The sequence below is a fragment of the Pseudaminobacter salicylatoxidans genome (genome assembly GCF_003148475.1).
Lineage (GTDB): Bacteria > Pseudomonadota > Alphaproteobacteria > Rhizobiales > Rhizobiaceae > Pseudaminobacter > Pseudaminobacter salicylatoxidans.
In genome coordinates, this window is sequence record NZ_QGGG01000001.1 from 461688 (window position 1) to 485949 (window position 24262).

General features: G+C 62.1%; 21 protein-coding genes. 17 read left to right on the forward strand and 4 right to left on the reverse strand.

Features of this window, described 5'->3' with window-relative positions; genetic code table 11:
- Positions 1 to 64: 64 nt before the first annotated feature.
- Positions 65 to 1477 (forward strand): phenylacetate--CoA ligase family protein, encoded by a 1413-nt coding sequence (locus C7441_RS02060; RefSeq protein ID WP_109611486.1) that lies wholly within the window; start codon positions 65 to 67, stop codon positions 1475 to 1477.
- A 170-nt stretch (positions 1478 to 1647) separates the two neighbouring features.
- Here the strand turns inward: C7441_RS02060 and C7441_RS02065 are convergent, their stop codons facing one another.
- Positions 1648 to 2898 (reverse strand): ABC transporter substrate-binding protein, encoded by a 1251-nt coding sequence (locus C7441_RS02065; protein ID WP_109611487.1) that lies wholly within the window; start codon positions 2896 to 2898, stop codon positions 1648 to 1650.
- An 89-nt stretch (positions 2899 to 2987) separates the two neighbouring features.
- On the reverse strand, positions 2988 to 3308 hold the full coding sequence (locus tag C7441_RS02070; protein ID WP_109611612.1) for a DUF1330 domain-containing protein: 321 nt from the start codon (positions 3306 to 3308) through the stop codon (positions 2988 to 2990).
- A 137-nt stretch (positions 3309 to 3445) separates the two neighbouring features.
- Here C7441_RS02070 and C7441_RS02075 point away from each other — a divergent pair, with 137 nt between their 5' ends.
- From C7441_RS02075 to C7441_RS02130, 12 genes are all read left to right on the forward strand, one after another.
- On the forward strand, positions 3446 to 5377 hold the full coding sequence (locus C7441_RS02075) for an ABC transporter permease (RefSeq protein WP_109611488.1): 1932 nt from the start codon (positions 3446 to 3448) through the stop codon (positions 5375 to 5377).
- A complete protein-coding gene (locus C7441_RS02080) occupies positions 5374 to 6132 on the forward strand; it encodes an ABC transporter ATP-binding protein (RefSeq protein WP_109611489.1) in 759 nt (252 codons plus the stop codon). Before C7441_RS02075 ends, C7441_RS02080 begins: the two co-directional genes overlap by 4 nt.
- Positions 6125 to 6826, forward strand: coding sequence for an ABC transporter ATP-binding protein (locus C7441_RS02085; protein WP_109611490.1), 702 nt, complete (start codon positions 6125 to 6127; stop codon positions 6824 to 6826). Before C7441_RS02080 ends, C7441_RS02085 begins: the two co-directional genes overlap by 8 nt.
- Complete coding sequence (locus C7441_RS02090) at positions 6786 to 7757, forward strand: NAD(P)-dependent oxidoreductase (RefSeq protein ID WP_280523552.1); 972 nt, start codon at positions 6786 to 6788, stop codon at positions 7755 to 7757. The genes C7441_RS02085 and C7441_RS02090 overlap by 41 nt, the downstream gene beginning before the upstream one ends.
- On the forward strand, positions 7754 to 8680 hold the full coding sequence (locus tag C7441_RS02095) for an SMP-30/gluconolactonase/LRE family protein (RefSeq protein WP_109611492.1): 927 nt from the start codon (positions 7754 to 7756) through the stop codon (positions 8678 to 8680). The genes C7441_RS02090 and C7441_RS02095 overlap by 4 nt, the downstream gene beginning before the upstream one ends.
- A gap of 172 nt (positions 8681 to 8852) precedes the next feature.
- Positions 8853 to 9881 carry an ABC transporter substrate-binding protein gene (locus tag C7441_RS02100; RefSeq protein ID WP_170124978.1) on the forward strand — a complete coding sequence of 343 codons (1029 nt, stop codon included), beginning with the start codon at positions 8853 to 8855 and terminating at the stop codon, positions 9879 to 9881.
- A 64-nt stretch (positions 9882 to 9945) separates the two neighbouring features.
- Positions 9946 to 11052, forward strand: a complete 1107-nt coding sequence (locus C7441_RS02105; RefSeq protein ID WP_109611494.1) for an ABC transporter ATP-binding protein — start codon at positions 9946 to 9948, stop codon at positions 11050 to 11052.
- Between the two features lie 5 nt (positions 11053 to 11057).
- Positions 11058 to 12788 (forward strand): ABC transporter permease, encoded by a 1731-nt coding sequence (locus tag C7441_RS02110; RefSeq protein ID WP_146201426.1) that lies wholly within the window; start codon positions 11058 to 11060, stop codon positions 12786 to 12788.
- 237 nt (positions 12789 to 13025) lie between these two features.
- Complete coding sequence (locus C7441_RS02115; RefSeq protein WP_109611496.1) at positions 13026 to 13922, forward strand: enoyl-CoA hydratase; 897 nt, start codon at positions 13026 to 13028, stop codon at positions 13920 to 13922.
- 45 nt (positions 13923 to 13967) lie between these two features.
- Positions 13968 to 15131 carry an acyl-CoA dehydrogenase family protein gene (locus C7441_RS02120; protein ID WP_109611497.1) on the forward strand — a complete coding sequence of 388 codons (1164 nt, stop codon included), beginning with the start codon at positions 13968 to 13970 and terminating at the stop codon, positions 15129 to 15131.
- A 4-nt stretch (positions 15132 to 15135) separates the two neighbouring features.
- Positions 15136 to 16200, forward strand: a complete 1065-nt coding sequence (locus C7441_RS02125; protein ID WP_109611613.1) for an acyl-CoA dehydrogenase family protein — start codon at positions 15136 to 15138, stop codon at positions 16198 to 16200.
- A 112-nt stretch (positions 16201 to 16312) separates the two neighbouring features.
- Entirely contained in the window at positions 16313 to 16912 is a 600-nt protein-coding gene (locus tag C7441_RS02130) for a gamma carbonic anhydrase family protein (RefSeq protein ID WP_109611498.1), read from the forward strand.
- Between the two features lie 571 nt (positions 16913 to 17483).
- Here the strand turns inward: C7441_RS02130 and C7441_RS23920 are convergent.
- Positions 17484 to 17675 carry a hypothetical protein gene (locus C7441_RS23920; RefSeq protein ID WP_170124956.1) on the reverse strand — a complete coding sequence of 64 codons (192 nt, stop codon included), beginning with the start codon at positions 17673 to 17675 and terminating at the stop codon, positions 17484 to 17486.
- Positions 17676 to 17777: 102 nt separating this feature from the next.
- On the opposite strand from C7441_RS23920, the gene C7441_RS02135 reads away from it, so the two are divergent.
- Positions 17778 to 18467, forward strand: a complete 690-nt coding sequence (locus C7441_RS02135) for a helix-turn-helix transcriptional regulator (protein WP_244916034.1) — start codon at positions 17778 to 17780, stop codon at positions 18465 to 18467.
- A 205-nt stretch (positions 18468 to 18672) separates the two neighbouring features.
- Entirely contained in the window at positions 18673 to 19437 is a 765-nt protein-coding gene (locus C7441_RS02140) for a TetR/AcrR family transcriptional regulator (protein WP_019172588.1), read from the forward strand.
- 159 nt (positions 19438 to 19596) lie between these two features.
- Here C7441_RS02140 and C7441_RS02145 read toward each other — a convergent pair whose 3' ends face one another.
- A complete protein-coding gene (locus tag C7441_RS02145; protein ID WP_109611501.1) occupies positions 19597 to 20802 on the reverse strand; it encodes an acetyl-CoA C-acyltransferase in 1206 nt (401 codons plus the stop codon).
- A gap of 348 nt (positions 20803 to 21150) precedes the next feature.
- Here C7441_RS02145 and C7441_RS02150 point away from each other — a divergent pair, with 348 nt between their 5' ends.
- Complete coding sequence (locus tag C7441_RS02150; RefSeq protein ID WP_109611502.1) at positions 21151 to 22167, forward strand: NADPH:quinone oxidoreductase family protein; 1017 nt, start codon at positions 21151 to 21153, stop codon at positions 22165 to 22167.
- Positions 22164 to 24257, forward strand: a complete 2094-nt coding sequence (locus C7441_RS02155) for a 3-hydroxyacyl-CoA dehydrogenase NAD-binding domain-containing protein (RefSeq protein ID WP_109611503.1) — start codon at positions 22164 to 22166, stop codon at positions 24255 to 24257. The genes C7441_RS02150 and C7441_RS02155 overlap by 4 nt, the downstream gene beginning before the upstream one ends.
- The last annotated feature ends 5 nt before the right edge of the window (positions 24258 to 24262 follow it).

Here is a 24262-nt window from a genome sequence, read left to right on the forward strand (position 1 = left end):
TCTCGCTGTACGGTGGCCAAGTTGCTGCAACTGCTCACCTACCGGAGCCGGAAGCCTCTTTGCCATGACACTCAGCATTCCTTACTATTGCAAATCCGTCGATTGGGATCAGTTCATCGCCGATTATCCTCCGCCGCCGCACTTCCACACAACGGTCGGTCGGCTTTCGGCAGATGCCATGCACGCCCTGCAGGAGAAGCGCTTCCTCGATCGCGTCGCGGATGCCTGGAATGTGCCATTCTATCAGCGCCATTGGAAAACCGTGGGGCTGGAGAAGGGCGACGTCACGCGCCTGGAACACATCGACCGGATTCCCACATTCACCAGCGACGATCTCAAGGGCGCGCTGCAGTCGGCGCCACCCTTCGGCGATCACTACCAGTTTGGCCGGCCCGACTTCGGCAAGGTGCCGCTGAAGATCCAGACCAGCGGGGGCACGACCGGCATGCCGCGGCCGACACTGTTCGATCCGATAGCCTGGGAAGTCCAGGCCGTGCAGATGGCCCGCGCCTTCTATGAACAGGGCGCTCTGCCGGGCGACATCGTCCAGATCACCTACACCAATTCGCTCGCCAATTCCGCCTGGAATGCCTTCACGGCATTGTTCAACTGGATGGGTTGCGTGCCCGTAACCACCGGAACGGGCATCGTGACGCCGAGCGCGCGCAAACTGGAATATGCCAAGGAATGGGGCGTGAACTGGTGGTTCGCACGCGGCGAATATCTCGGCCGCCTCGCACAGGTCGCCGAAGAGATGAAGTTCGATCTTCACCAGTTGAAGACGCGCTTCCTTCACTCCTATCTCGGACCGGATATCGAAGGGCATTTCCGCGCCAAGCTGGAAGCGGCCTGGGGTTGCCCGATCTACGACAACTACGGCACCCACGAGATCGGCCTCATCGCCTTCGAGGGCCGCGAGCGCAAGGGCAAGCATATCAACGAAGATACGGTATACGTCCAGATCGTCGACACCGAAACGGGCGCGCCGCTGCCCTACGGACAGCGCGGCAACCTCGTCGCCACCAGCCTCCACCGCGCGGTCCCGCCGATCATCCGCTACGATCTGCGCGACCTGATGATCATGACCGATCGCGAGGAGTCGGAATCCGGCATCATCTCCCGCAAGCTTTCGACCTTTCTCGGACGTGCCGACGAAATGGTGAAGCTGCGCGGCATGAATGTCTATCCGCTGGCTTGCCAGAACGCCGTCACCAAGGACGACCGGACCACAGGCGACTATATCTGCGTGGCCTACTATGTCGGCGAAGGCCTCGGCCGCCGCGAGGAAATGACCGTGCGCATCGAACGCAAGTCGGGCGAAGTGGATTCCGCCGCGCTCGAAGCCGATATGCGGGCGGCCTTGTTCAAGGATCTTGGCGTGAAAGTGGACGTCGAGATCGTCGATCCCGGAACCTTGGCGGAACATACGCGCCACGGCAAGGAAAAGGTTCGCCGTCTGCTCGATCTGCGCAAATAATCGGCCTGACGGCCCTGCTCCAAAAAAACCCGCCGGGCGACTGGCGGTTTTTTTACACGCAAATTCAGAATGTTACGACCGGTTGCAAATGCGCTGCGAAAGCTAAAAAGAAACCTGCCCGCAGATGCAGACAGGTTCTTGTCGGGATGATCGCCTGTTCGGTCGGGTGCTCAGAGCTCATCCGCGAGCTTCGCGCCCGGTGTCGCTGGCGGCGCGACTTCCGCATTGTCCTCGGCGAAGAATTCGGCAACCTCCCAGCCCCGCGTATCTTCGTCCGATGACGCGAAGCGATACATGTTGGTGTCGCCCGTGGCCTGATGGTCCTTGCGGAAAGAACGCTTTCCGCCAACCGTGTCGAATGTCGAGTTTTCCAGCGCAGAGACGATCGCCGCCGTATCGTCGGCCGTGCCCGCCGTCGCGATGGCCTGGGCGTAAACCGCCATCGCGGCATGTGCGATGCCGACATAACCGCTGGGGCGGTCATCTCCGGTGCCTGCCCTGTAGTCGTCGAAGAGTTGTTTCGCTTCCGGGATCTTGTCGACATAGGCGCTGTAGTGCCAGTCCGAGCAAGTCCAGAAATTGGGAGGCGTGCGCTTGCCCAGCGCATTGGCAAGGACAATGTCGTTGCCCATGTCCATGAATACCTTCACCTTGTTTTCCCAGCCGAACGGACGTGCCTGCTGCACGAGCGTAGCAGGATCCGGGAACGACAGCATCAGCGCCTCGACCGGGCCGCTCATGATCTGCGCGATCTCGTTCTTGAAGTCGTTGGCGCCGACCTTCACCCTGATCGGATCGATGATGTTCGCTTCCTTGCCGGCAACCAGAGGATAGTATTTCCTGACCCCCGCTGCAAAGGCTCGCCATTGCGAGTCTCCCGCCTCGTTATCGGTCGTGATGCCGCTCCAGTTGACGACATCGGGGTAGCGCTTGGCGGCCAGACGGCCGGCGGCTCGCCCCCGGATCGCCGCGCTTTCGTTCAGCCGGAAGCCGAGTGGCGAGAATTTCTCTTGCGTCAGCGTATCGCCATTTGCGTGAACGGTCATGAATACGGCATCGACAGATGGCAGGATACCGAAGGCGGCAAGCGCGGTCGCGGTGAAGACGCCGCCGGCGAAAACCTTGACCCCCATCCCGGACAACTCGCGGATCGCCGCAACGGTTTCATTGGGATTGATCTTGTCGTCGCGGACGATCAGCTCGACGGGCCGCCCCAGGACGCCGCCGGCCTTGTTGATCTGGGCAACGGCCAATTGCGCGCCGAGCTGGACGTCTCGCCCGAGGTCCGGCGCAAAGCCGGTGAGCGGGGCCAGAAGACCTATGCGTATGGGGTCGCCGGATTGCGCCAGCACCCGAGAACTCATCGTGGCCGCTCCAAGCGCGGCCGTGGAAAGCATAAAGTCGCGTCTGTTCAATCGCATGCCATCTCCTCCCAGAATTCGGCACGTTGCAAATCTGTCGGTCTGATCGCGGTTCGCTGCAGGTGTCTGCCGAGTAGCTCGCCGGCGTCTTACCGTTCCAAGGTCCAGGGCATTCCCTCCACGAGAATTGCTTTCCCGATCGAGGACGCGAACCGCGCCTGAACCGATTTTTGATACTCGTCCGAGAAATAGAAATTCCGAGCCTGCTCCCAGCCTGGAAACTCGACGACAAAGAAGCGTTCGGGGTCCCAACCACCTTCCAGAACCTCCAGGCGCCCCTCCTCTCCCCTCACGCTTCGGACAAGAAACCTGCCCCCATGACGCTCCAGGATGGGCCCTGCCGCCGAGCGGTAGCTGTCATACTCGCCGCGATTTTGAATGGAGATTTCGAACACAAGAAACGCGGCCAATTCCACCTCCCGGGATCCGCTGCCAGATCACACATTCACGGCGGAAAGGAAGGAAGCGTAACCGTCCAAACGGACTATGACGCACATCGACAGACATGCACGATTGAGGTCTCAGCGGGTGGGAGGAGCCCTTCGCAATGCAAATCGGCTTTGCACTTTTCAACGCGCTTGCCGTCGGCATGGCGATTTTTCTGGTTGCCGCCGGCATAACGCTGATATTCGGAATGCTGCGCATCCTGAATATCTCCCACGGCAGCATCTTCATGGTGGGAGCGTACATCGCCTTTACCGTTGTTGGCATAGAGCCCGGATCGATTTCGTGGCTACTTGTCGGCGGGCTGGTTGCGGGGGGCGTTCTCGCCGTAGCCGGACTGTGTATCAACTTCGGCGTGTTCCGCAGGTTGCGGCATGTGGACGAGGCCTACTCGCTCATCGCAACCTTCGCAATGCTGATGATATGCAACGGTCTCGTCAAGCTCGTCTGGGGCGTCAACTACCATTCGATCAGCGCCCCCGACGCCCTTGCCGGCGCCATCTTCCTGGGTCCGGTTCTGGTGCCGACATATTCGTTGTTCATCATCGGCATGGGCATCGCGACGTTCCTGGCGCTCGAAATCCTCATTCACCGGTCACGGATCGGCAAGGTTGTCCGCGCCATCGCCCACGATGAATGGATGTCCAATCTCGCCGGCATCAACACGCCTCTGGTCTATGCGCTCGTCGTGATGGCGGCGTTTTTCCTCGCGGGCATGGCCGGCGGCATGTTGCTTCCCAACCAGAGCGTCTCGCCGCTCCTCTTCGAGTCCTACCTGCTCCAATCCTTCATGGTGGTCATCATCGGCGGGCTGGGCAACATCAGGGGCGCATTCATCGCTTCGGTGATGCTCGGCCTGGTCGATGGCGTGAACTTTCTCATCATGCCGGAATTGCCCGGGCTGCTCATCTACTTCCTTCTCGTAACCTTCCTGCTCTGGCGACCACAGGGCTTGTTCTGGCAACCGGGGGCGGACACCGCCGGTCACACCGAAAAGGCCCCGGATCCGACGAGCATTCCCTCGGCTATGCCGGTTCGCCTGTCACCGCAGATCGCGTGCATTATCGCTCTCGTCGCAGTTCTGGTGGCAAGCATGCCGATATACGTCAATGAAGGTTTCCTCTTCATTGCGGGTTTTGCGATGGTGGAAGCGCTGCTCGCGCTGTCCTGGAATTTCCTGTTTGGCTATGTCGGGCTGGCAACATTCGGCCACGCGGCCTTCTTCGGCATCGGTGCCTATTTCGTCGGCTTTCTGTTGCGCGACTACGGCGTGTCCTTTCCTCTGTTGCTGGCCGGGGCAACGGCGCTCGGCGTCCTGTCTGCCATGATCGTCGGACTGGTGGCGCTGCGCAGAACCAGCGGCATCGCGCTTGGCATCCTGACGCTCTCGCTGGGAGAAATCCTGAGGCGCATCATCAACTACAGCAAGACGCTGGGCAGCGACGATGGTCTTTCCGGCATTCCTCGCCCCACGCTCGAGTTCGGTTTGTTCAGTGTCGATCTGTCCTCGGAGCGCGCCTATTTCTGGTTCCTGTGCGTCGCCTGCGCGACGGTTGCGCTCCTGCTTCGGGCACTGACCGTCAGCCGCTTCGGTCGAATGATGGTGTCGACACGGCAGGACCCCGTCCGCGCCGAATTTCTCGGCATAAACGTCCAGCGCGTGCGCCTGACGGCATTTGCGATCTCAGGAGCCGTCGCGGCGCTCGCAGGCGCCCTGCATGCGCCATGGGCGCAGATCGTCACTCCCGATACGGTCAGCTATCTGCATTCCACGCAACCCATGCTGAATACGCTTCTCGGCGGCTCCGGCTTCTTCTGGGGGCCTGTCGTAGGGTCGGTGGCGTTTTCCACGCTGGGCTATGCCACGCGGACACTGGCCGGACTATCCGAGGTGATCAGCGGCCTCATCGTGCTCGTCGTGGTGCTCGGCGCACCCGGTGGCATACTCGGCATCGGCAAGCAACTCGGCATCTTTCGTGCGAAGCGTCCGCAAGCCGGCTCCCCCGACGATGCAAGGGAAGGCGCGCACCCATGATCGAATGCCGAGAAATCTACAAGAACTATGGCGCGATCAAGGTCCTCAAGGGCATTTCGCTGACGATCGGAAAAGGAGAAACCTTTGCGATCATCGGCCCGAACGGAGCCGGCAAGACCACCTTGTTCAAAGTGATCACGGGCGAAAGCCGGGCAAACTCCGGCAGCATCCGTCTGGAGGGAGAGGACATCACCAATGTGTCAGCCAGCGCCCGCGTCACCCGCGGGTTCGGCCGGACATTTCAGGTCGCCCGCATCCTCGCCGGCAATACGGTTCTGGAAAATCTGATCATCGCCATAGAAGCCAGGCAGCGAAACCAGGGCGTCAAACCCTCCTGGTGGCGGCTGGGTCCGGCTCCGGACGTGGTTGACGAAGCCAGGGTGCTCGCCCGGCGCATCGCCATGGCCGACAAGCTCGGCCTGTCGGCTTCCTTCCTGTCGCATGGCGACCGCAAACGCCTCGAAATGGGCATGACCCTGGCCCTGAAACCCCGCGTGCTGATGATGGACGAGCCGACCGCCGGCATGTCGCCATCCGACCGTCACGACATCGTCAACGTCATCAAGCGGCTGCGCGATGAGGAAGGGCTGACCATCATGCTCACCGAACACGACATGGATGTGGTTTCCGACCTCTCCGACAGGGTCATGGTAATGAACTATGGCGAGACCGTCGCGACAGGAAGCATGGAAGAGATCCGGGCCAATACGGCCGTTCGCGAAATCTATCTCGGCGAAGAGGCCGATCATGCTTGAGGTCCGCTCCCTCGACGCCTTTTACGGCGACAGCCATGTGCTTCACGGCATCAGCCTCAGGGTGGCGAAAGGGGCGCGCATTTCGGTGCTCGGACGCAACGGGGCGGGAAAGTCGACACTCCTGAAAAGCGTGATGAACGCCGGCCCCCGCGCCAGAGGAGAAGTCCTGCTCGATGGAAGCGATCTGGGCACGCTGCCATCCTTCCGGCGCGCGCGGCTGGGCCTGGCACTGGTGCCGGAAGATCGGCGGATTTTCCCGCACATATCCGTCATGGACAACATTCGCCTCGTGGAGGCGGCGGCCGGCCCTCAAGGCCTCGTCGACCCCGAAACGATCCTCGCGGCTTTCCCGATACTGAAGCCCCTCGTCGGGCGCTACGGCAGCCAGCTGAGCGGCGGGCAGCAACAGATGGTAGCAGTCGCGCGCGGCATGGCGGCGCGTCCGAAAGTCCTGCTGCTCGATGAGCCGACCGAAGGTCTCGCTCCCGTGATCGTGGATCAGATGGCGGTTTCGCTCACCGCCCTTTGCGACGCGCTCGGCACCGGGCTCCTGCTCAGCGAACAGAATATTCGGTTCGCCCGCCGCTGCACCTCCGCCGTGTATGTCATCGAAAGCGGCCGCCTTGTCTACCAAGGCTCCTGGGAGGATTTCGATGCGCGGCCGGACATCAAGCAACGACATCTCTCGGTATAAGGCGGTGAGCACCTTGTCATCCATTCCCTCCCCCGACATCGCTTTCATAGGCGCCGGCAGCATCGGCGCACCCATGGCTGAACGTTTGCTGGAGCGCGGACGAAAACTGTTGATCTGCGATCCCGCGCCCGGGGTGCGGGCCCATTTCGCGGGTCTCGGATGTGCGGTGACCGACACGGCAACCGATTGCGCATCATGCCCGACCATCATCTTCATGGTGGCGAACGACGAGCAGTTGCGCATGGCGGCAGCCACACTCGCCCCGGCACTTGACCACCCTGCCGGTCCGCTTGTTCTGGTCATGAGCACCGTTCTGCCCGAAACGGTGCACTCGGTGGCCGAGCAACTGGCTCCGTCGGGGGCACGCGTGATCGACGCCCCCGTCTCGGGCGGCTCGATCAAGGCGCGTGACGGCGAACTGTCCATCATGGTCGGAGGCGACGAAAACCTGTTCAACGAAGCGAGGCCGCTTCTGGATGATCTCGCGTCCTCGATCTTCCACTGCGGCGCGCTCGGCAGCGGCGAGACCATGAAGATACTGAACAATCTCGTCGGCGTGACGAACCTGTTCCTCTTCTCCGAAGCCATGCGGATCGCCGGGGCGCTTAATCTGGACCTGCCGAGGCTGGTGGATGTGATGGAGCAGAGCTCGGGCCGCAATGCAGGGACCCGCGATTGGGAAGCCCGCAAGAAGCTCTTTGCGTGGAACAGTACCGATCTGGCCGCCTCAAAGGCGGTCGTCGACGTGACGCGCAAGGATCTGCGTCACGCAATCGCGCTTGCACAGGCGAGCGGAACCGCAGCCCCGATGCTGGAAGCGATCACCGCGGCGCATGACGCCACGCCTTACGAAGCGATCCTCGATCGCTGGAGGACGCTTGCATCCGATGCTGAACAGACCCACGGCCGAGACAAGGTAACGAAAGCATGACGCATTATCCCACGGAGTTTCGCGAAGTCGCCAGCGGACTGGGTTTCCCCGAAGGGCCGATCGCGCTGCCGGACGGCTCTTGCCTGGTCGTGGAGATGCAGGCCCGCGCCCTGGCGCGTGTAGGCACGGATGGGAGGATAACCAGGGTTGCAAAGCTCGACGGCGGCCCGAACGGAGGCGCCATCGGCCCGGACGGCAAATGCTACATCTGTAACAATGGCGGTGTGCTCTTCCACACGGATGAATACGGGTTGCGGCCGATGGGCCAGGATCCCGGTTACAGAACCGGCAGTATCGATCGCGTCGATCTGGAGACCGGTAACGTCGAAGTGCTCTACGAGACCAGCGACAAGGGAAATCTGCGCAGTCCCAACGATATCGTTTTTGATCGCCATGGTGGCTTCTGGTTCACCGACTCCGGCAAGACGCGACCGCGCGATGCCGATCGCGGCAGTGTCTGCTACGCAAGGGCGGACGGCTCGGAATGCCGCGAGGTGATCTTTCCCATGCTCGTGCCGAACGGCATCGGCCTCTCGCCTGACCAGCAGACGCTCTATGTGGCGGAGACCCACACCGCCCGCCTGTGGGCATTCGAGCTTTCCGCACCGGGCGAGATCGTGCGCAAGCCCTGGCCATCGCCGCACGGTGGAACGCTCGTCGCCGGGTTGCCCGGATACCAGTGGTTCGACTCCCTCGCGGTGGACAGCGCCGGCAATATCTGCGTTGCAACCCTGATCAAGGGTGGCGTAACCGTCATTTCGCCGGACGGCAAGAATATCGACCACGTTCCCCTTCCCGACATGTACTCCACGAACATCTGCTTCGGCGGATCGAACCAGGCGACCGCCTTTGTGACCCTTGCCAACAGCGGACGTCTGGTGGCGCTGGACTGGCCGCATCCGGGACTGGCTCTCAACTGCTGATTTTGGCATCGGCCGACGGTTTCGGACATATGTCATCCAAATACGTCCGTTCGGACTATGGCATTGTCTTCAATTGATGCCCTACTAGGCGCCGGCGACCAAACGGTCGCGACTTGTGGAGGAGAGTCTGGTGAAACTGGGTTTCGCAGCAACCATTGGAATTTTTTGTGCCGTGGCGGCCCCTGCCGTGCCGGCAAATGCCGCCGACTTCGACACGGTTCTGGAGAAGGCAAAGGCTGAGGGAAGCGTGGTCGTGCGGGTGACCAATCCGAGCTCGCCCGAAACTCACGCCGCGCTGGAAAAAGCATTCAACGAGCGCTTCGGCACCTCGATCAGGATCGAGTGGACGCCGCAGGGCGCGCCGCAGACGAATGCCCGCGTCATCGCCGAGGCAGGCGGCGGCACGGGTTCCGTCGACCTGATCGGGCTGGGAAGCGCGGAAGATGTCGAGGCATTGCGCAGCCGCGGGCTGGTCAAGGAATATCCGTGGGCGGATGTGTTCGGCAAGGAACTTCCTGGCATCGCAGAGGCTGTCGATGAAGTCATTCCCGACCTGCGCGGCGCTACGTTCAATCTGCTTGACGCCGTTTACGGCCTCGGATGGAACACCGGCCTGATCAAGACCGAAGAAGTGCCTTCGACGACCGCCGACCTGCTCGACCCCAAGTGGAACAGCAAGATCGCCCTCAACGCCTTCTTCCTCAATCCGCTGCCGACGATCGCCTATGTGATCGGTCAGGACGAGATGCTCGACTACGCAAAAAAGCTCGTCGAGAACAAGCCGATCCTGCAGCGCGGCAGCCCGGTGGTGATGCAGGCTGTCTCCGTCGGTCAGGCGCCGCTTGGCATTATCACCTATCATGGTGCGGTCGCCGCGAAGAAGAAAGGGCAGCCGGTCGATTTCAAGCTCTTCTCGGATTACGTCATGGTCTATCAGGGCTACATCTACGTACCGGAGAACGCCCCGCATCCGAATGCGGCCCGCCTGTTCACCGCATGGCTCACCACCGAGGGCTCGAAGGTCGCGGAACAGTTCGAGGCGATGCCGCGGCTTGCCGACAAGGACTCCGAGATCGCGAAGCTCGTGGCGGAGGCGGAAAAGGCCGGCGCGAAGCTGGCAACCCCGACATCCCTCGAGGAGATCGCAGCCCAGGATCAGTTGCGCGACCAACTGACGAAGCTGCTTACCGCCGGCAACTGATAGCCTCCACCTGCCGGGCGGATGCTCCGTTGCTGGCTCGACCTTTCCTTTGACGTAGAATTTGATGTTAGCAATAGAGCATATCGAAAAGACCTATGCTGCCCGCAAGGGCAGCCATCCCGTGCGTGCGCTTCGTGGCGTGAGCTTCGAAGTTGCACGGGGGGATTTCTTTGCCTTGCTGGGGCCCAGTGGCTGCGGCAAGACCACGATCCTGCAGTCGATCGCGGGTCTGGAGACGCCCGATTCCGGCACCATCCGGATCGGAGATCGACCCGTATTCGATGCGGCGAATTCGGTCTTTCTTACCGCCAGCCAGCGCATGCTGGGCATGGTGTTTCAGTCCTATGCGATCTGGCCGCATATGACCGTCTTCGACAATGTGGCGTTTCCGCTGGTGCACGGCCGCGACCGCAAGCCCCGCGAAGAAGTGCGCAAGCGCGTCATGGCGGCGCTCGCACGCGTCAAGCTCGAGAGCTTCGCCGATCGGCTCGCGCCGCATCTCAGCGGCGGGCAGCAGCAGCGCGTCGCCATTGCCCGTGCGATCGTCCACGAGCCACGCCTGCTTCTTCTCGACGAGCCCTTGAGCAATCTGGATGCAAGGCTGCGCGATACGATGCGCGAGGAGCTGCGCCAGATCGTCAAGTCCCTCGGCATCACGACGATCTTCGTGACGCACGATCAGGTGGAAGCCATGGGCATGGCGGATCGCATCGCGGTGATCAACCAGGGCGAGATCATGCAGATCGGTTCGCCTTCGGACGTCTATTTCAGCCCGCGAAACGCTTTTGTGGCAAACTTTGTCGGGCGCAGCAACACGATCACCGGCAAGGTGACGTCGATCGAACGCTCGGGCGGACAAACCCTACGCAGGGTGGCAACGCCGATCGGCGAAATCTGCAGCACGGCGGATTCCGAGGTGAAGGCGGGAGAAAAAGCCCTTTGCATTATCCGCCCGCAGGCGTTTTCAGCGTTCGCCGCCGGCGGCGAGGAAAATATCTTCGAGGGTGCGCTGACCGGGCAAACATTTCTCGGCGACTTCATCGACGCGACCATTGCCGTTGGCGACACGCAGCTCTGCGCTGTCTTCAATTCCTATGACAAGACGCCGCCCGGCTCGACGATCCGTCTGACGGTGCCGTTCGATCGTTGCGTCATCGTGCCGGCAGATTGACCGACATGGCCATCCAGACCACCTCGCCCGCCCGGCCCCGCCCGCGCGCAGCCTCATCGGGACCATCGCGACTGGCTCTGTCCGTCGCGCTTCTCGTCATAGCCTGCCTTGTCCTCGGACCGCTCCTGATCCTGTTGCGAACGGCCTTGACGCCGCCGGACACGTTTCCGCTCGACGGGTGGGAATTCACCTTCGATAACTTCAGGACGATCCTGGCAAGTTCGGAGCTTCCGACGCTTCTGCTGAACACGGCTGTCTATGCCTTCGGCAGCATCATCATCGGCCTGGTGATGGCCGCGTGGCTCGCCTGGCTGGTCGAGCGTACCGATATGCCGGGCCGAACGTTCATTCGGATCGCGCTGTTCACCTGGATGGCGGTGCCGCCGGTCATTCTCGGCTTCGGGTGGATTCTGCTCATCAACCCCGGCAACGGCATTCTCAACGCGCTATGGAGCTTCTTTACCGGAGAAGCCGGCCCGCTGACGATCTATTCCATGTGGGCGTTGATCTTCATCACCGGCGTCAGCGTCACGCCGACCGCCTTCGTGATGATCGGCGGCCTGTTCCGCAACATGGACCCGCAGCTTGAGACCGCCGGGTTCGTGCATGGCGGCGGCAGATGGGCGGTCGCGCGACGCATCGTCATCCCGCTGCTGATGCCGGGCCTGCTCTCGGTGGCGATCTACGTGTTCATCGCGGTCGTGCAAGCCTTCGAACTCCCGCTGATCGTGGGGCTGACCGCCCGCATTCCCGTGCTCAGCACGCGCATCTACCTTCTCTCGACCCCCGATGTCGGTGTTCCGAACTACGGCCTTTCGGCTGCCTTCGGCATTCTCCTGCTGATGATCGCCTGCCTGCTCATGCTGCTTTATTTCCGTGTCATCGGGGCCGGTGAAAAATACAAGGTCGTTACCGGAAAGGCCTTCCATCCGCGCCGCGTGCATCTCGGCCCCTGGGCCGTACCGGCGTTCGCACTTTCAGCGGTGCTTGTATTTCTCATGGTCATGCCGCTGCTGGTGCTGTTCTGGACCAGCTTCCTGCGCTTCTACGAACTGCCGACCTTCGACGCTCTGACCCGCATGTCGCTCGATACCTACCGGGAGGTGCTTGGCCGCACCGCCGTGCGCTCCGCGATCTTGAATACGGTCATACTGGTCTTTGTCAGCAGCATCGCCACCATGGCGCTGGCGTCGGTCGTGAGCTGGCTGGCGACGCGCGGACAGGGCTGGCTGGCGCGCGCGCTCGACGTGATGTCGTTCTCTCCGATGGCGATCCCGCCGATCGTCATGGCGATGGCCATTCTGTTGCTCTATCTGCGCACGCCTCTCTATGGCTCGGTGATGATCCTCATCATCGGGCACATCACGATCTATCTGGCCTTCGCCACGCGCACCATGTCCAGCGCGCTGGTGCAGTTGCACAAGGAACTGTCGGACGCCGCCATGGTTTGCGGCGCGGGCTGGTGGACCACGCTGAGGCGGATCGTCCTGCCGCTCGTCTGGCCCCAGTTGCTCAATGGCTGGATCTGGGTTCTGGCGCACAGCGCGCGCGACCTCACGATCCCGTTGCTCTTGATGACGAACAAGAACATGGTGATGTCCACCGTCATGTGGACGCTCTGGGACGTGCCCGACCTGCCGGGAGCCGCCGCGCTTTCGACCCTGCTCGTGCTGGCCTTGCTGCTGATCGTGGTTCCCATCCAGCTCTGGATCGCGCGCGCATCGGAGCGAAGGTAGGCCGGCAAGCGGGACCGTCGCACGGCGGTGGGTCCCGAACCTGAAAGCATCCTTCCAAACATGGAGCCTGATGACATTCTCCCTAACCGTCATCAGGCCCTGTCTGTTTGCTTAAGCATGATCTTTTCCGAAAACCGTTTTCCGGTTTTCGCCGACGCCATCCGGTCGCTAGTCTCTTTGGACGATTGCCCGCTTCGGATGCCTTCATAGATTGGCGGCAGGACAAAAGGATGGGCAATGAGCGATCTGGTCGAGCCGCGGACGGCTGAAATCACCTACGAGACCGACACACCTGTCGACTATCGGGCCGATGGCGCAATCGCTTGGATCACGATGAACCGCCCCGCCTACAACAATGCCCAGAACTCCCAGATGACCTATGCGCTCGATGACGCCTTCAGGCGCGCCGTCGATGACGACGCGATCAAGGTCATCATCCTTCGCGGCGCGGGCAAGCACTTCTCGGCCGGGCACGACATCGGCTCGCCGGGCCGGGACGTCGACAAGAGCTTCGAGCGGCGGCTGATGTGGGCCGACCATGTGAACAAGCCTGCGGCCGAAATGCTCTACACGCGCGAGCACGAAGTCTATCTCGGCATGTGCCGGCGCTGGCGCGACATACCGAAACCGACGATCGCGCTGGTGCAGGGCGCCTGCATCGCCGGAGGCCTGATGCTCGCCTGGGTCTGCGATTTCATCATCGCTTCGGAAGACGCCTTCTTCCAGGACCCCGTGGTGCGCATGGGCATTCCGGGCGTGGAATATTTCGCCCACGCCTTCGAGCTTCCGCCGCGCATCGCCAAGGAATTCCTGCTGCTGGGCGAGCGCATGACGGCGAGCCGTGCCGAGCAGTTCGGCATGGTCAATCAAATGGTCGCGCGCGAAGACCTCGAACAGGCAGGGCGCACTATGGCAGAAAAGCTGGCAGCCTATCCCCGGCTGGGCCTCTGGCTCGGCAAGCAGGCGATCAACCATGTCGAGGATCTGCGCGGCAAACGAACGGCCATGGACGCCCACTATCACATGCACCACTTCGCGCATGCGCAGAACGACCTGACCACCGGCGACAGGCTGGGCGGCCAGGACGCGAAAAGCATGGCCGCTGCAAACAAGAAGCAGGCCGGTGTCTCCTGACGCCCCTGCCCCAGCAAAAAGAATATACCTACGGGACGCACGCGCGTGGACTTGACCTATAGCCCCGACCAGAAACGCTTCCGCCATGAGGTCCGCTCATGGATGGAAGCGCATGTTCCCTCCCTTCCCCTCCCCTCCTTCGACGCGTCACGGGAAGGATTCGAAGCCCATCGCGAATGGGAGCGCACCTTGAGCCAAGGGCGCTGGGGCATGGTGACCTGGCCCGAAACCTATGGCGGGCGCGGCCTCGACCTCATCCAGTGGCTGATCTTCGAGGAGGAATATTATCGGGCCGGTGCGCCGCTGCGCGTCAACCAAAACGGCATCTTCCTGCTCGGGCCGACATTGATGGAATACGGCACGCCGGAACAAAAGGCGCGCTTCCTGACGGCCATGGCCTCCGGCGACGAGATCTGGGCGCAGGCCTGGTCCGAGCCGCAGGCCGGCAGCGATCTTGCAGCAGTCAAGTCGAGCGCCGTGCGCGACGGAGACGACTACGTGCTGAAGGGCCACAAGATCTGGTCCTCGCGCGCGGTGTTCGCCGACTGGGCCTTCGGCCTTTTCCGCACCGATCCAGCCTCCCAGCGCCACAAGGGGCTCTCGCTGGTCTTCTTCCCGCTGGATGCTCCCGGCGTTCGCGTTCAGCCCATAGCGCAAATCGACGGAGAAACCGGTTTCGCCGAGATCTTCCTCGAGGACGTCCGCGTCCCCGCCTTCAACCGGCTGGGCGGAGAGGGCGAAGGCTGGACCATCTGCATGGCGACGGCCGGCTTCGAACGCGGCCTGATGCTGCGCTCGCCCGCACGGTTTCAGGTTGCCGCGCGCAAGCTCGTCGATCTCTACAAGGCCCACGAACACGAGGTGGAGCCCTCGGTGCGCGAGGCGGTGTTGCGGAGCTGGATGGATACGGAGGCCTATGCGCTTTCGATCTACAGCACAGCGTCGCGACTGGCTGCCGGCGGTCATATCGGCGCCGAGGCAAGCACCAACAAGATATTCTGGTCCGAGATGGACATAGCCCTGCATAAGGCGGCTTTGTCCATCCTCGGCGCGCGCGCCGAATTGCTGCGCAGCGCGCCGGAAGCCGGCGACATCGGCAGATGGCTGGACGGCTACTTCTTCTCGCTTGCGGGACCGATCTACGCCGGCTCGAACGAGATACAGCGCAACATTATCGCCGAGCGCATGCTTGGCCTTCCGCGGGCGTGAGACCATGGATTTCCGTTTCACCGAAGAACAGGAGATGACAGCCGGCGTGGTGCGCGACCTGCTTGCCGATCTCTGCCAGCCCGCCGATCTCCGCCGGCTCATGGAGTCGGGCGATGCGCGCGACGCGAACCGTTGGGAAAAGATCAGCGAGATGGGCCTGGCGGGCGCACTTGTCGGCGAGGAGATCGGCGGCCTTGGTTTGCGTCCGGTCGATTTCGTGCTGGTCGCGGAAGCTTGCGGCTATGCCTGCCTTCCCGAGCCACTGGTCGAGAATGCCGGCATCGCCTTGCCGCTCCTTGCTTCGCTTACGCAGACCGGGACGACGCGCTTCGTGGTCGAACGCGCACTCGCCGGGGAAATCACCGTAGCACTCGGGCATTCCGCCAATCCCTTCATTGCCGATGCCGACACGGCCGGCGCCCTGCTCATCGAGCGCGACAGTGCCCTGCACCTCGTCTCGCCAGGGGACGTGCATCTGAGTTTGCAGCCCAGCATCGATCCGTTCCGGCGACTGTTCACGGCCGAAGGCGGGCTGAGCGAGGCAACGCGAGTTGCGGGAAACGACGAAGCCGCAGCAAAGCTGGCGTCAGCGCTCGACCGGGGCGCGCTTTTCACGGCGGCGCAGTTGCTCGGCATCGCCCAGCGCTGCGTCGATCTGGCGGTCGCCTATGCCAGGGAACGCCAGCAGTTCGGCAAGCCCATCGGCACCTATCAGGCCGTCAAGCACCAGCTTGCCACGGCGCAGGTGAAGATCGAATTCGCCAGGCCGGTCCTGTATGCTGCCGCGGCGACGATCGACCATGCCGACCGCTATTCGCGCGCGCGCATTTCCCACGCCAAGCTCGTCGCGTCGGAGGCCGCCGACGTCGCCGCGCGCACAGCGATACAGGTGCATGGCGCCATGGGATATTCCTGGGAGGTGGACGTCCACTTCTTCCTGAAACGGGCCATCGCCCTGACCAACTGGTGGGGTGGCCCTGCTTTCCATCGCGGCCGCATTGCAGAGCGCGTGCTGAACGGCGAACTCGGACCGGAGCATACATTCACGCACGCGGCCGCAGATGCCTGAAGCCTATATCGTCGATGGCGCCCCAATCCCTTTCGGTCGCCAGAAAGCAGGTCGAACGCAGTGAGTGGCAGCCGGTAACGGGCAAGGCCACAATCATGGAAAGGCTTTGAGGATGCCGGTCTATTCCTTTGAAGGTATCGTGCCGGTCGTTGATCCGACGACTTATCTGCATCCGACCGCAGTGCTGATCGGCGACGTCACCATCGGGCCGCGCTGCTACATCGGACCCGGCGCTTCATTGCGCGGCGATTTCGGGCGGATTACAATCGAAGGGGATAGCAGTATCCAGGACAACTGCACGCTCCATACCGGCTCCGGGTCGGATTGCATCGTGCAACGCGGAGCAACCATCGGCCATGGCGCGATCCTTCACGGCTGCACGATCGGAACCAACGCGCTGGTGGGAATGAATTCCGTCATCCTCGACGGTGCGGTCATCGGCGAGGACTGCCTCGTTGCGGCAATGAGCCTCGTGAAGAACGATATGGTGACGGGAGATCGCCAACTGATCATCGGCAACCCGGCAAAGCCCGTGCGTGAGCTCGATGAGGAATCCATCCGCTGGCGAAACAATGGCGACGGCGAATATCAGCGCCTCGCCGATCGTTCGCTGGCCTCGCTGATCGAATGCAAACCGCTGACCCGCGCCGAACCTGATCGGCCCCGCAATGCAGGACAGGCCAAGGCACTCCGGCTGACCGGGAGAAAGTGACCGGCGGCCCTGACCGCCACCTGTCGCGCGCTATCCCATACCAGGGCCCGAGATCGTGAGTTCGGATGATGCGCATCGATCCGCTTGCGCAGGAATGCAACAGGCAAAGATGACATCCTGCCGGCGTTTGGACCAGCATTACGAATCCATATCGGGACGGCACTGGTCCGTCGGCAACGCCGTAGCCGACGCGGATAGCTCCCCTTACCGAAGCATACCCTTCAACGCCGGCTTCATTTGAGCCGGTGTCCGGACCCTCTGGATCCCAATTTGACATCACGCGCAATTTTCAACGCACTGTCAAATAGTTTGACAGTGCGTTGAATTAATGACATTGTGCCAATACTCAAGGTTTCAAGGGAGGAAGCCATGGTGACGTCTCTGGAGCGGCCAGGAAACATCGACTACCCGGCCCGGCTGTTCCAGTTGCCAATCGCCTAGCTGCCAGAACCCGTACTTCATTTCAGATACTGCACAGCCCAACGTTGTTGCGTTCAGGGGAGGATCGCGCATGACCTTTCATTCCCGGTCGATCACGGAACTTGGTCATCTTATAAGTCAGCTATCGAGATCATTCGGGGATGGTGTCCCTCTTGAAGAGATTCTCGGCACTATCCGTAATCATTTCGAAGCCTGTGGAGCGGCGCTCGAACAACGCGGCCGGCACATCGAAACGACAGTTCTGTTTTCCATCCACCCCGAAATCGCTGCCTGCATTTCCGAACGTGGTCCGGACCTCAGCGCATTGTGCGATAGCTATCATTCCATCTCTTTGACAGAGACAGGCGCCGACGAGACCGCAACCTATGTGCTGTGGCTGTTTCGGGCGCGTGATACCGGCAAATTCGACGCGGAGGAGACGGCGATGGCTGGTATCATCACATCCCAGCTCGCCCGAAGCATCGAACTCGCCAGGCGTATGGGCAGCTCGGAAGTCGAGCGCGCGCTTTACTCCGACGTGCTCGACAAGTTGAATGTCGGCGTCGCCATCGTGGATTGCTCGGGAAGAGTGGCCAATGCCTCGGCAGTGGCCCGAAGGTTTTTGTCCGATCGCGACGGTCTGCAGTTGCAAGGCGGCAAGATCCGCGCCGTCAACGGCATGGAAGACCGGGAACTCCAGGGGGCGATAAAGGCAGCCTCGCAACGAATGCCCAACGGCGACGCCGGCCCCTCACGCGGCCTTTCGCTGACCAAACACTCCGGCGCGCGTACTCTTGGCGTGATGATCCGGCCGGTATCGATGGGCGCCACATCCGGCAACACCAGCGTAGCGATTTACATACGCGATTGCGACCTTGCCCCGGACGTCGAGAGCGAGTTCGTCAGGCAGATATTCGACCTGACGCCAGCCGAGGCAGCCGTGACCAGAAGATTGACGGCAGGTCTCTCGCTTGAGGATGCGGCAACTTCGCTGGATATCAGCCGCAACACGGCGCGCGCCCATCTTCGTTCGATTTTCTCGAAAAGCGGCATCACCAGACAAACCGAGCTTGTAAGGCTGGTTCTCAACAGCGCGGTGATCCTGGGTGAAAGAAGCGGTCATCAGACCGCTTGAACATGACGAAGGGGCATGAGCGTCCTTCATGCCCGCGTCCCTGCATACTGCAAACGAACGATGCCGGATCACAAACCGTGGGCGAATTTTTCTTCTTTGGCAGGGGCGGGCAATAGCCGTAATTGCCGGAAAAGCGGTGGATTTACAATATCTGCAGTATACTGGGATTCGACCCGCTTGCGCAGCGAGCGTGAAAGGACAAGATTTGAACCGATCTCTGACACTTCCGGAAGAGGCGAACGGCAATTCCGAGGCGGATGGCACCGGGTCGGCCCGGTCCGGTGATGCCCGTCTCGGCAGCAATCCGCGCAAGGAGCTCGTTCGCGAGCAGTTGATCGATATCGCGGCCCAGCTTTTCGACAGCAAGGGATATGTCCAGACCAACATAAACGACATCGCGCGCGCTATCGGTCTCGGGCGCTCGGCGGTCTACCACTACTTCCGCAACAAGGAAGAGATTCTTGCGGCGCTGGTCGAATCGGAGGCACTTGCCCCCTCGCACCAGCTTCAGGAACTGATCCAGCAACCCGGACTGACGCCCACCCAGCGTCTGCGACAGGCAATAACCGACGGCATCCGCCGCAGGCTTTCGTCGGGATCGCGTTTCATCCTCCTGGCCAGACTCGAGGCACAGATTCCGGATGAGCTCGGTCCGCTCTACAATCGCGGCCGACGCGACATCTACGACTTTTATGTCCGCTGCATTTCCGAAGGTATCGAAGCCGGCGAATTCCGTCGCACGGATCCGAAGATCGCGGCCTTCGCCGTCATCGGCATGGCCAACTGGACATCGCGCTGGTATTCGCCGTCAGGGGCACGCACGCCCGACGAAATCGCCGAAATCATCGCGGACATCGCGCTGCAGGGGCTTGTGGTTCACAAGAACCGCCCGCTGGACGAACATGGAATCCGCACGGCCATCGAAGGCATGCGCCAGCAGATCGAAGCGCTGGAACGCAGTCTCAAATAAGCTCTCGATCCAGGACGGCATTCGCAGCGGCGAGGAACTTAAACCTCGGAACGAGGTGAGCATGTCCGGACCGGTTCATGATGTGCTTCGGGGCGGCTTGGCGCATAGGCTTTCACCCCGGTGCATCAACAGTCGCAACAGGCGCGGCATTCTCCCTGATCAGTGGAAAATCTCGAACAGGCCGGCGGCACCCATGCCGCCGCCAACGCACATGGTGACCACACCGTATTTCACCTTTCGCCGCCGCCCCTCGAAAAGGAGATGACCCGCCGTGCGCGCGCCGGTCATTCCGAAGGGGTGCCCCACGGCAATCGCGCCGCCATTCACGTTGAGCTTGTCGGGATCGATGCCGAGAAAATCACGACAATAGACGGCCTGACTGGCAAACGCCTCGTTGAGTTCCCAAAGGCCGATGTCGTCGATTTTCAGGCCATGCTGCGCAAGCAGTTTCGGAACCGAGAAGATCGGGCCAATGCCCATTTCCTCGGGCGGACATCCAGCCACCGACATGCCGCGATATGCACCGAGCGGTTCAAGCCCGAGCCTTTCGGCACGCTTGGCGTCCATGAGTACGAGAGCCGCCGCGCCGTCGGAAAGCTGCGATGAGTTGCCGGCGGTAATATAGTCGCCAACCTTGATGACTTCCCCGTCCGCAAAGACCGGCTTGAGTTTGGCAAGGCCCTCAAGCGTCGTGTCCGCCCGGAATCCCTCGTCATGCGTGAGCAGCACATCCTCGGCGCGCTGCTCATTGGTCGCCTTGTCGATGATGATCTTGCGCGAGGGCATAGGCGCGAGCTCGTCATCGAAGCGGCCAGCCTGGTGCGCCGCCGCCGTCCGCAGTTGGCTGACAAGCGCGAACTCGTCCTGCGCCTCGCGGCTGATGCCATGTTTGCGCGCCACGATCTCGGCGGTTTCGATCATGGTGATGTACATATGCGGCCAATGCTCCAGCACGGCATCGGAGCGATTGCGATAGGCGTTCTTGTGCTTGTTCTGCGTCAGGCTGATCGACTCCACGCCGCCGGCTGCAACGACATCCATGCCGTCAACCATGATCTGCCTGGCGCCCACGGCAATCGCCATCAGGCCAGACGAGCACATCCGGTCGATCGACATGCCCGGAACCGTTTCGGGCAGGCCAGCCGCCGCCGCGGTCAGGCGGCCGATGTTGTAGCCTTGCGTGCCCTGTTGAGCCGAACAGCCCATGACGACATCCTCGACCTCGGCCGGATCGATACCGGCACGCGCGACCGCCTCGCGAACGACATGGCCGGAAAGCGCCGGCGCTTCGGTGTCATTGAACGCGCCGCGGTAAGCTTTGCCGACAGGGGTTCGAGCTACGGATACAATAACGGCTTCACGCAAAGGACTTCTCCCGAAGCAATGGAAGGGGAGCGCCGGAAAGGCGACAATTCAGGATCATCGGTAGCAAAGCGTATCGAGCGAACATCGTCTGAAAAGACTAACGGCCGCCTCTATCGGATCAGAAAACCAGCGTGCCGCTGTCCACCCCGGCATCTGGCCCGTGGTGAGCGCCGCAACACCACAACATCATCCCAAAATACCATTCCTAAAACGCCTTGCCCTCCCCGTGCAGCCGTTGGCAGGCATCCGGCGCGCTAGTCCCATTGGACGATGTTCAAGCCCTCCGCTTCACGCATCTGTGAAGTCACGGCCACACGAAGGATGGCCAGGACCCGGAATGGCGACACGATGAAGGCAGTGCTTTGCAGAGAATTCGAACCACGCGGCAATCTGCGGCTGGAAGAGATTGCCACGCCCCGCATCGGGCGCGATCAGGTGTTGATCCGCGTCGAGGCCTGCGGCCTGAATTTCTTCGATGGCCTGATGGTCGAAGGCAAATACCAGACCAGGCCGGAACTTCCCTTCACGCCGGGCAGCGAGGTTGCCGGCATCGTGGTCGAAACGGGCGCGGATGTGACCAATATCCGTCCGGGAATGCGCGTTCTCGCATTCAACGGCACCGGCGGCTACGCCGAGGAAGCCGTGGCGCTGGCCGAACGCGTCTATGAAATTCCAGACTCGATGAGTTTCCAGGAAGCAGCAGGCTTCCTCATCACTTATGCGACCTCGCATCACGCCCTCAAGGATCGGGCGGGCATAAAGCCGGGCGAAACGCTTCTGGTCCTCGGTGCGGCCGGCGGCGTCGGCCTGACCGCGGTCGAGATCGGCAAGCAGTTGGGCGCAAAGGTCATCGCGGCCGCGTCGACCGAGGAGAAGCTCGAACTGTGCCGTGCCCATGGCGCGGACGAAACCATCAACTACACGACCGACGACCTGCGGCAACGGCTGAAAGAACTGACCGGCGGCAGGGGCATCGACGTGGTCTACGATCCCGTCGGCGGGCGACTGACCGAGCCCTCCGTGCGCTCGCTGGCCGTCAACGGCAGGCTTCTGGTGATCGGCTTTGCCGCCGGCGACATCCCAAGCATTCCACTCAACCTGCTGTTGCTCAAGCAGAGCTCGATGATCGGTGTGTTCTGGGGCAGCTTCGCCCGCGCCAATCCACAGCATCAGGCCGCCAACATGGCCGAACTGTTCTCCTGGTTCACGCAGGGGCAGCTCAAGCCTCACATCTCCGGCGCGTATCCGCTGGAACGCTTCGCTGAGGCGCTGGACGTGGTCATGGAGCGCGCGGCCAAAGGCAAGGTCGTCCTCAACATGGGCGGCAGCACCTCTTCCGTCTCTAGCAAGGTAGCAAATCAATGAACCAGGTCAGCGAGCAAACCGTTCATGTCGAAAGACATGGAGCCGTTCTGGTTACGGTCATCGACAACCCGCCAGTCAACGCGCTGTCGCATTCGGTGCGCGCGGGGCTGCTGGATGCGCTCGAACGCTTCGAGCAGGACGACGCCAGCAAGGCGATGGTGATCCTGTGCGCCGGGCGCACCTTCATCGCCGGCGCCGATATTCGCGAGTTCAACAAGCCGCCTCAGGAGCCCCGCCTTGGCACGCTCATCGACCGGCTCGATGCCTGCGCCAAACCCATCGTCGCCGCCATCCACGGCACCGCTTTGGGCGGCGGGCTGGAGGTAGGCCTTGCCTGCAGTTACCGCGTCGCGCTTGACAGCGCACGCTTCGGCCTGCCCGAAGTGAAGCTCGGACTGCTGCCCGGCTCGGGCGGCACGGTGCGGCTGCCGCGCCTTATCGGTGTCGAGCATGCCCTGACCATGATCAGCGAAGGCGGCCAGATCGGTTCGCAGGAGGCGCGTGAAAAGGGCCTCGTGGACACCGTCATATCGGGCGATCTCAAGGCCGAAGCCATCGCCTTCGCCCAGACGGTAATTGCCGAGGGCGCCAGGGTGCGCAGGACCAGCGACCTGCCGGTGCCGCCCTTCGATGCAGGCCTTCTTGCCACGAAGCGCACCGAACTGGCGAAGAGATACAAAGGCCGCCAGGCTCCTCAGATCGCCGTGGACCTGATCGAGAAGATGGCTTCCACTCCGTTCCGCGAGGCGGCGCAAGAGGAATACCGCGTCTGCAGAGAGCTTATCGGGTCGAACCAGTCGAAGGCGCTCCGGCATCTCTTCGCCGCCGAGCGCGAGGCCGCGAAGATCGACGGCGTGCCGGCGGACGTCAAACCGCGTGACATCAACAAGGTGGCTGTGGTGGGGCCCGGTGTCATGGGACGCGGCATCGCGATCTGCCTGCTGAATGCCGACCTTCCCACGACACTGATCGGCAGAACCGAAGAGAGTCTCGCAAAGGCGGTCGCCGCGATCCGCAAGACCTATGAGGGCAACGTCAAGCGCGGCACGCTCACGCCTGATGAAGTGGAAAGCCGCATGAGCCGGCTGTCGACAACCACAGGCTACGACGATCTGCGCGACATCGATCTCGTCATCGAAGCCGTCACGGAAGACCTGGAGGTCAAGAAGGCGGTCTTTGCGAAACTCGACGCCGCCCTGAACGAGCGGGCGATCGTCGCCACCAACACCTCCTTCCTGGACATCGAAGCGTTGGCGGATTCGGTGTCGAACCCCGAGAACGTGGCGGGGATGCATTTCTTCAATCCCGCCAACATCATGAAGCTCCTGGAGAATGTACGATCGAGCCGCACTGCGCCCGACGTGCTGGCGACCATCACGTCGTTGGGCAAGCGGATCGGCAAGGTTCCTGTGATGGTCGGGCGCTCGGAAGGCTTCGTGGCCAACCGCATGCTTTCCAAGCGCTCACGCGAAGCCCAGTTCCTGCTTGAAGACGGCGCGACCCCGCAGCAGGTCGACAAGGTGCTATCAGGTTTCGGCTTTCCCATAGGCCCCTTCGCGCTGGCGGACCTCGCCGGCATGGACGTGATGGCCGCAGCACGGGCCGCAAGATTTGCCCGGATGACGCCCCGTGAGCAGCAATGCGACATCGTCGACAAACTCGCCGCTGCCGGACGCCTCGGCCAGAAGAGCGGTGCCGGCTATTATCTCTATGGTGACGATCGCAAGCCGCAACCCGATCCCGCGGTCAACGAACTGCTGGCGCAACATCGCCAGGCGCGCGGTTTCAGCCACCGCGACGTGACGGATCAGGAGATATTGGAGCGCTGCCTTTATGCGATGATCAACGAGGCGGCGAAGATCCTGGAGGAAGGGGCCGCTGCCCGCCCCGGTGACATCGACGTCATATGGACCAACGGCTTCGGCTGGCCGACCCATCTCGGTGGCCCGATGTTCCATGCCGACCAGATCGGCCTGCCCAGGATCAAGGAAGCCCTCGACCGCTACAGCGCGCTGGTCGGCGAGGACTATTTCAAGCCTGCCGGGCTGATCGAACGGCTCGCAGCCGAGGATCGCGGTTTCTACGGCTAGGCAAT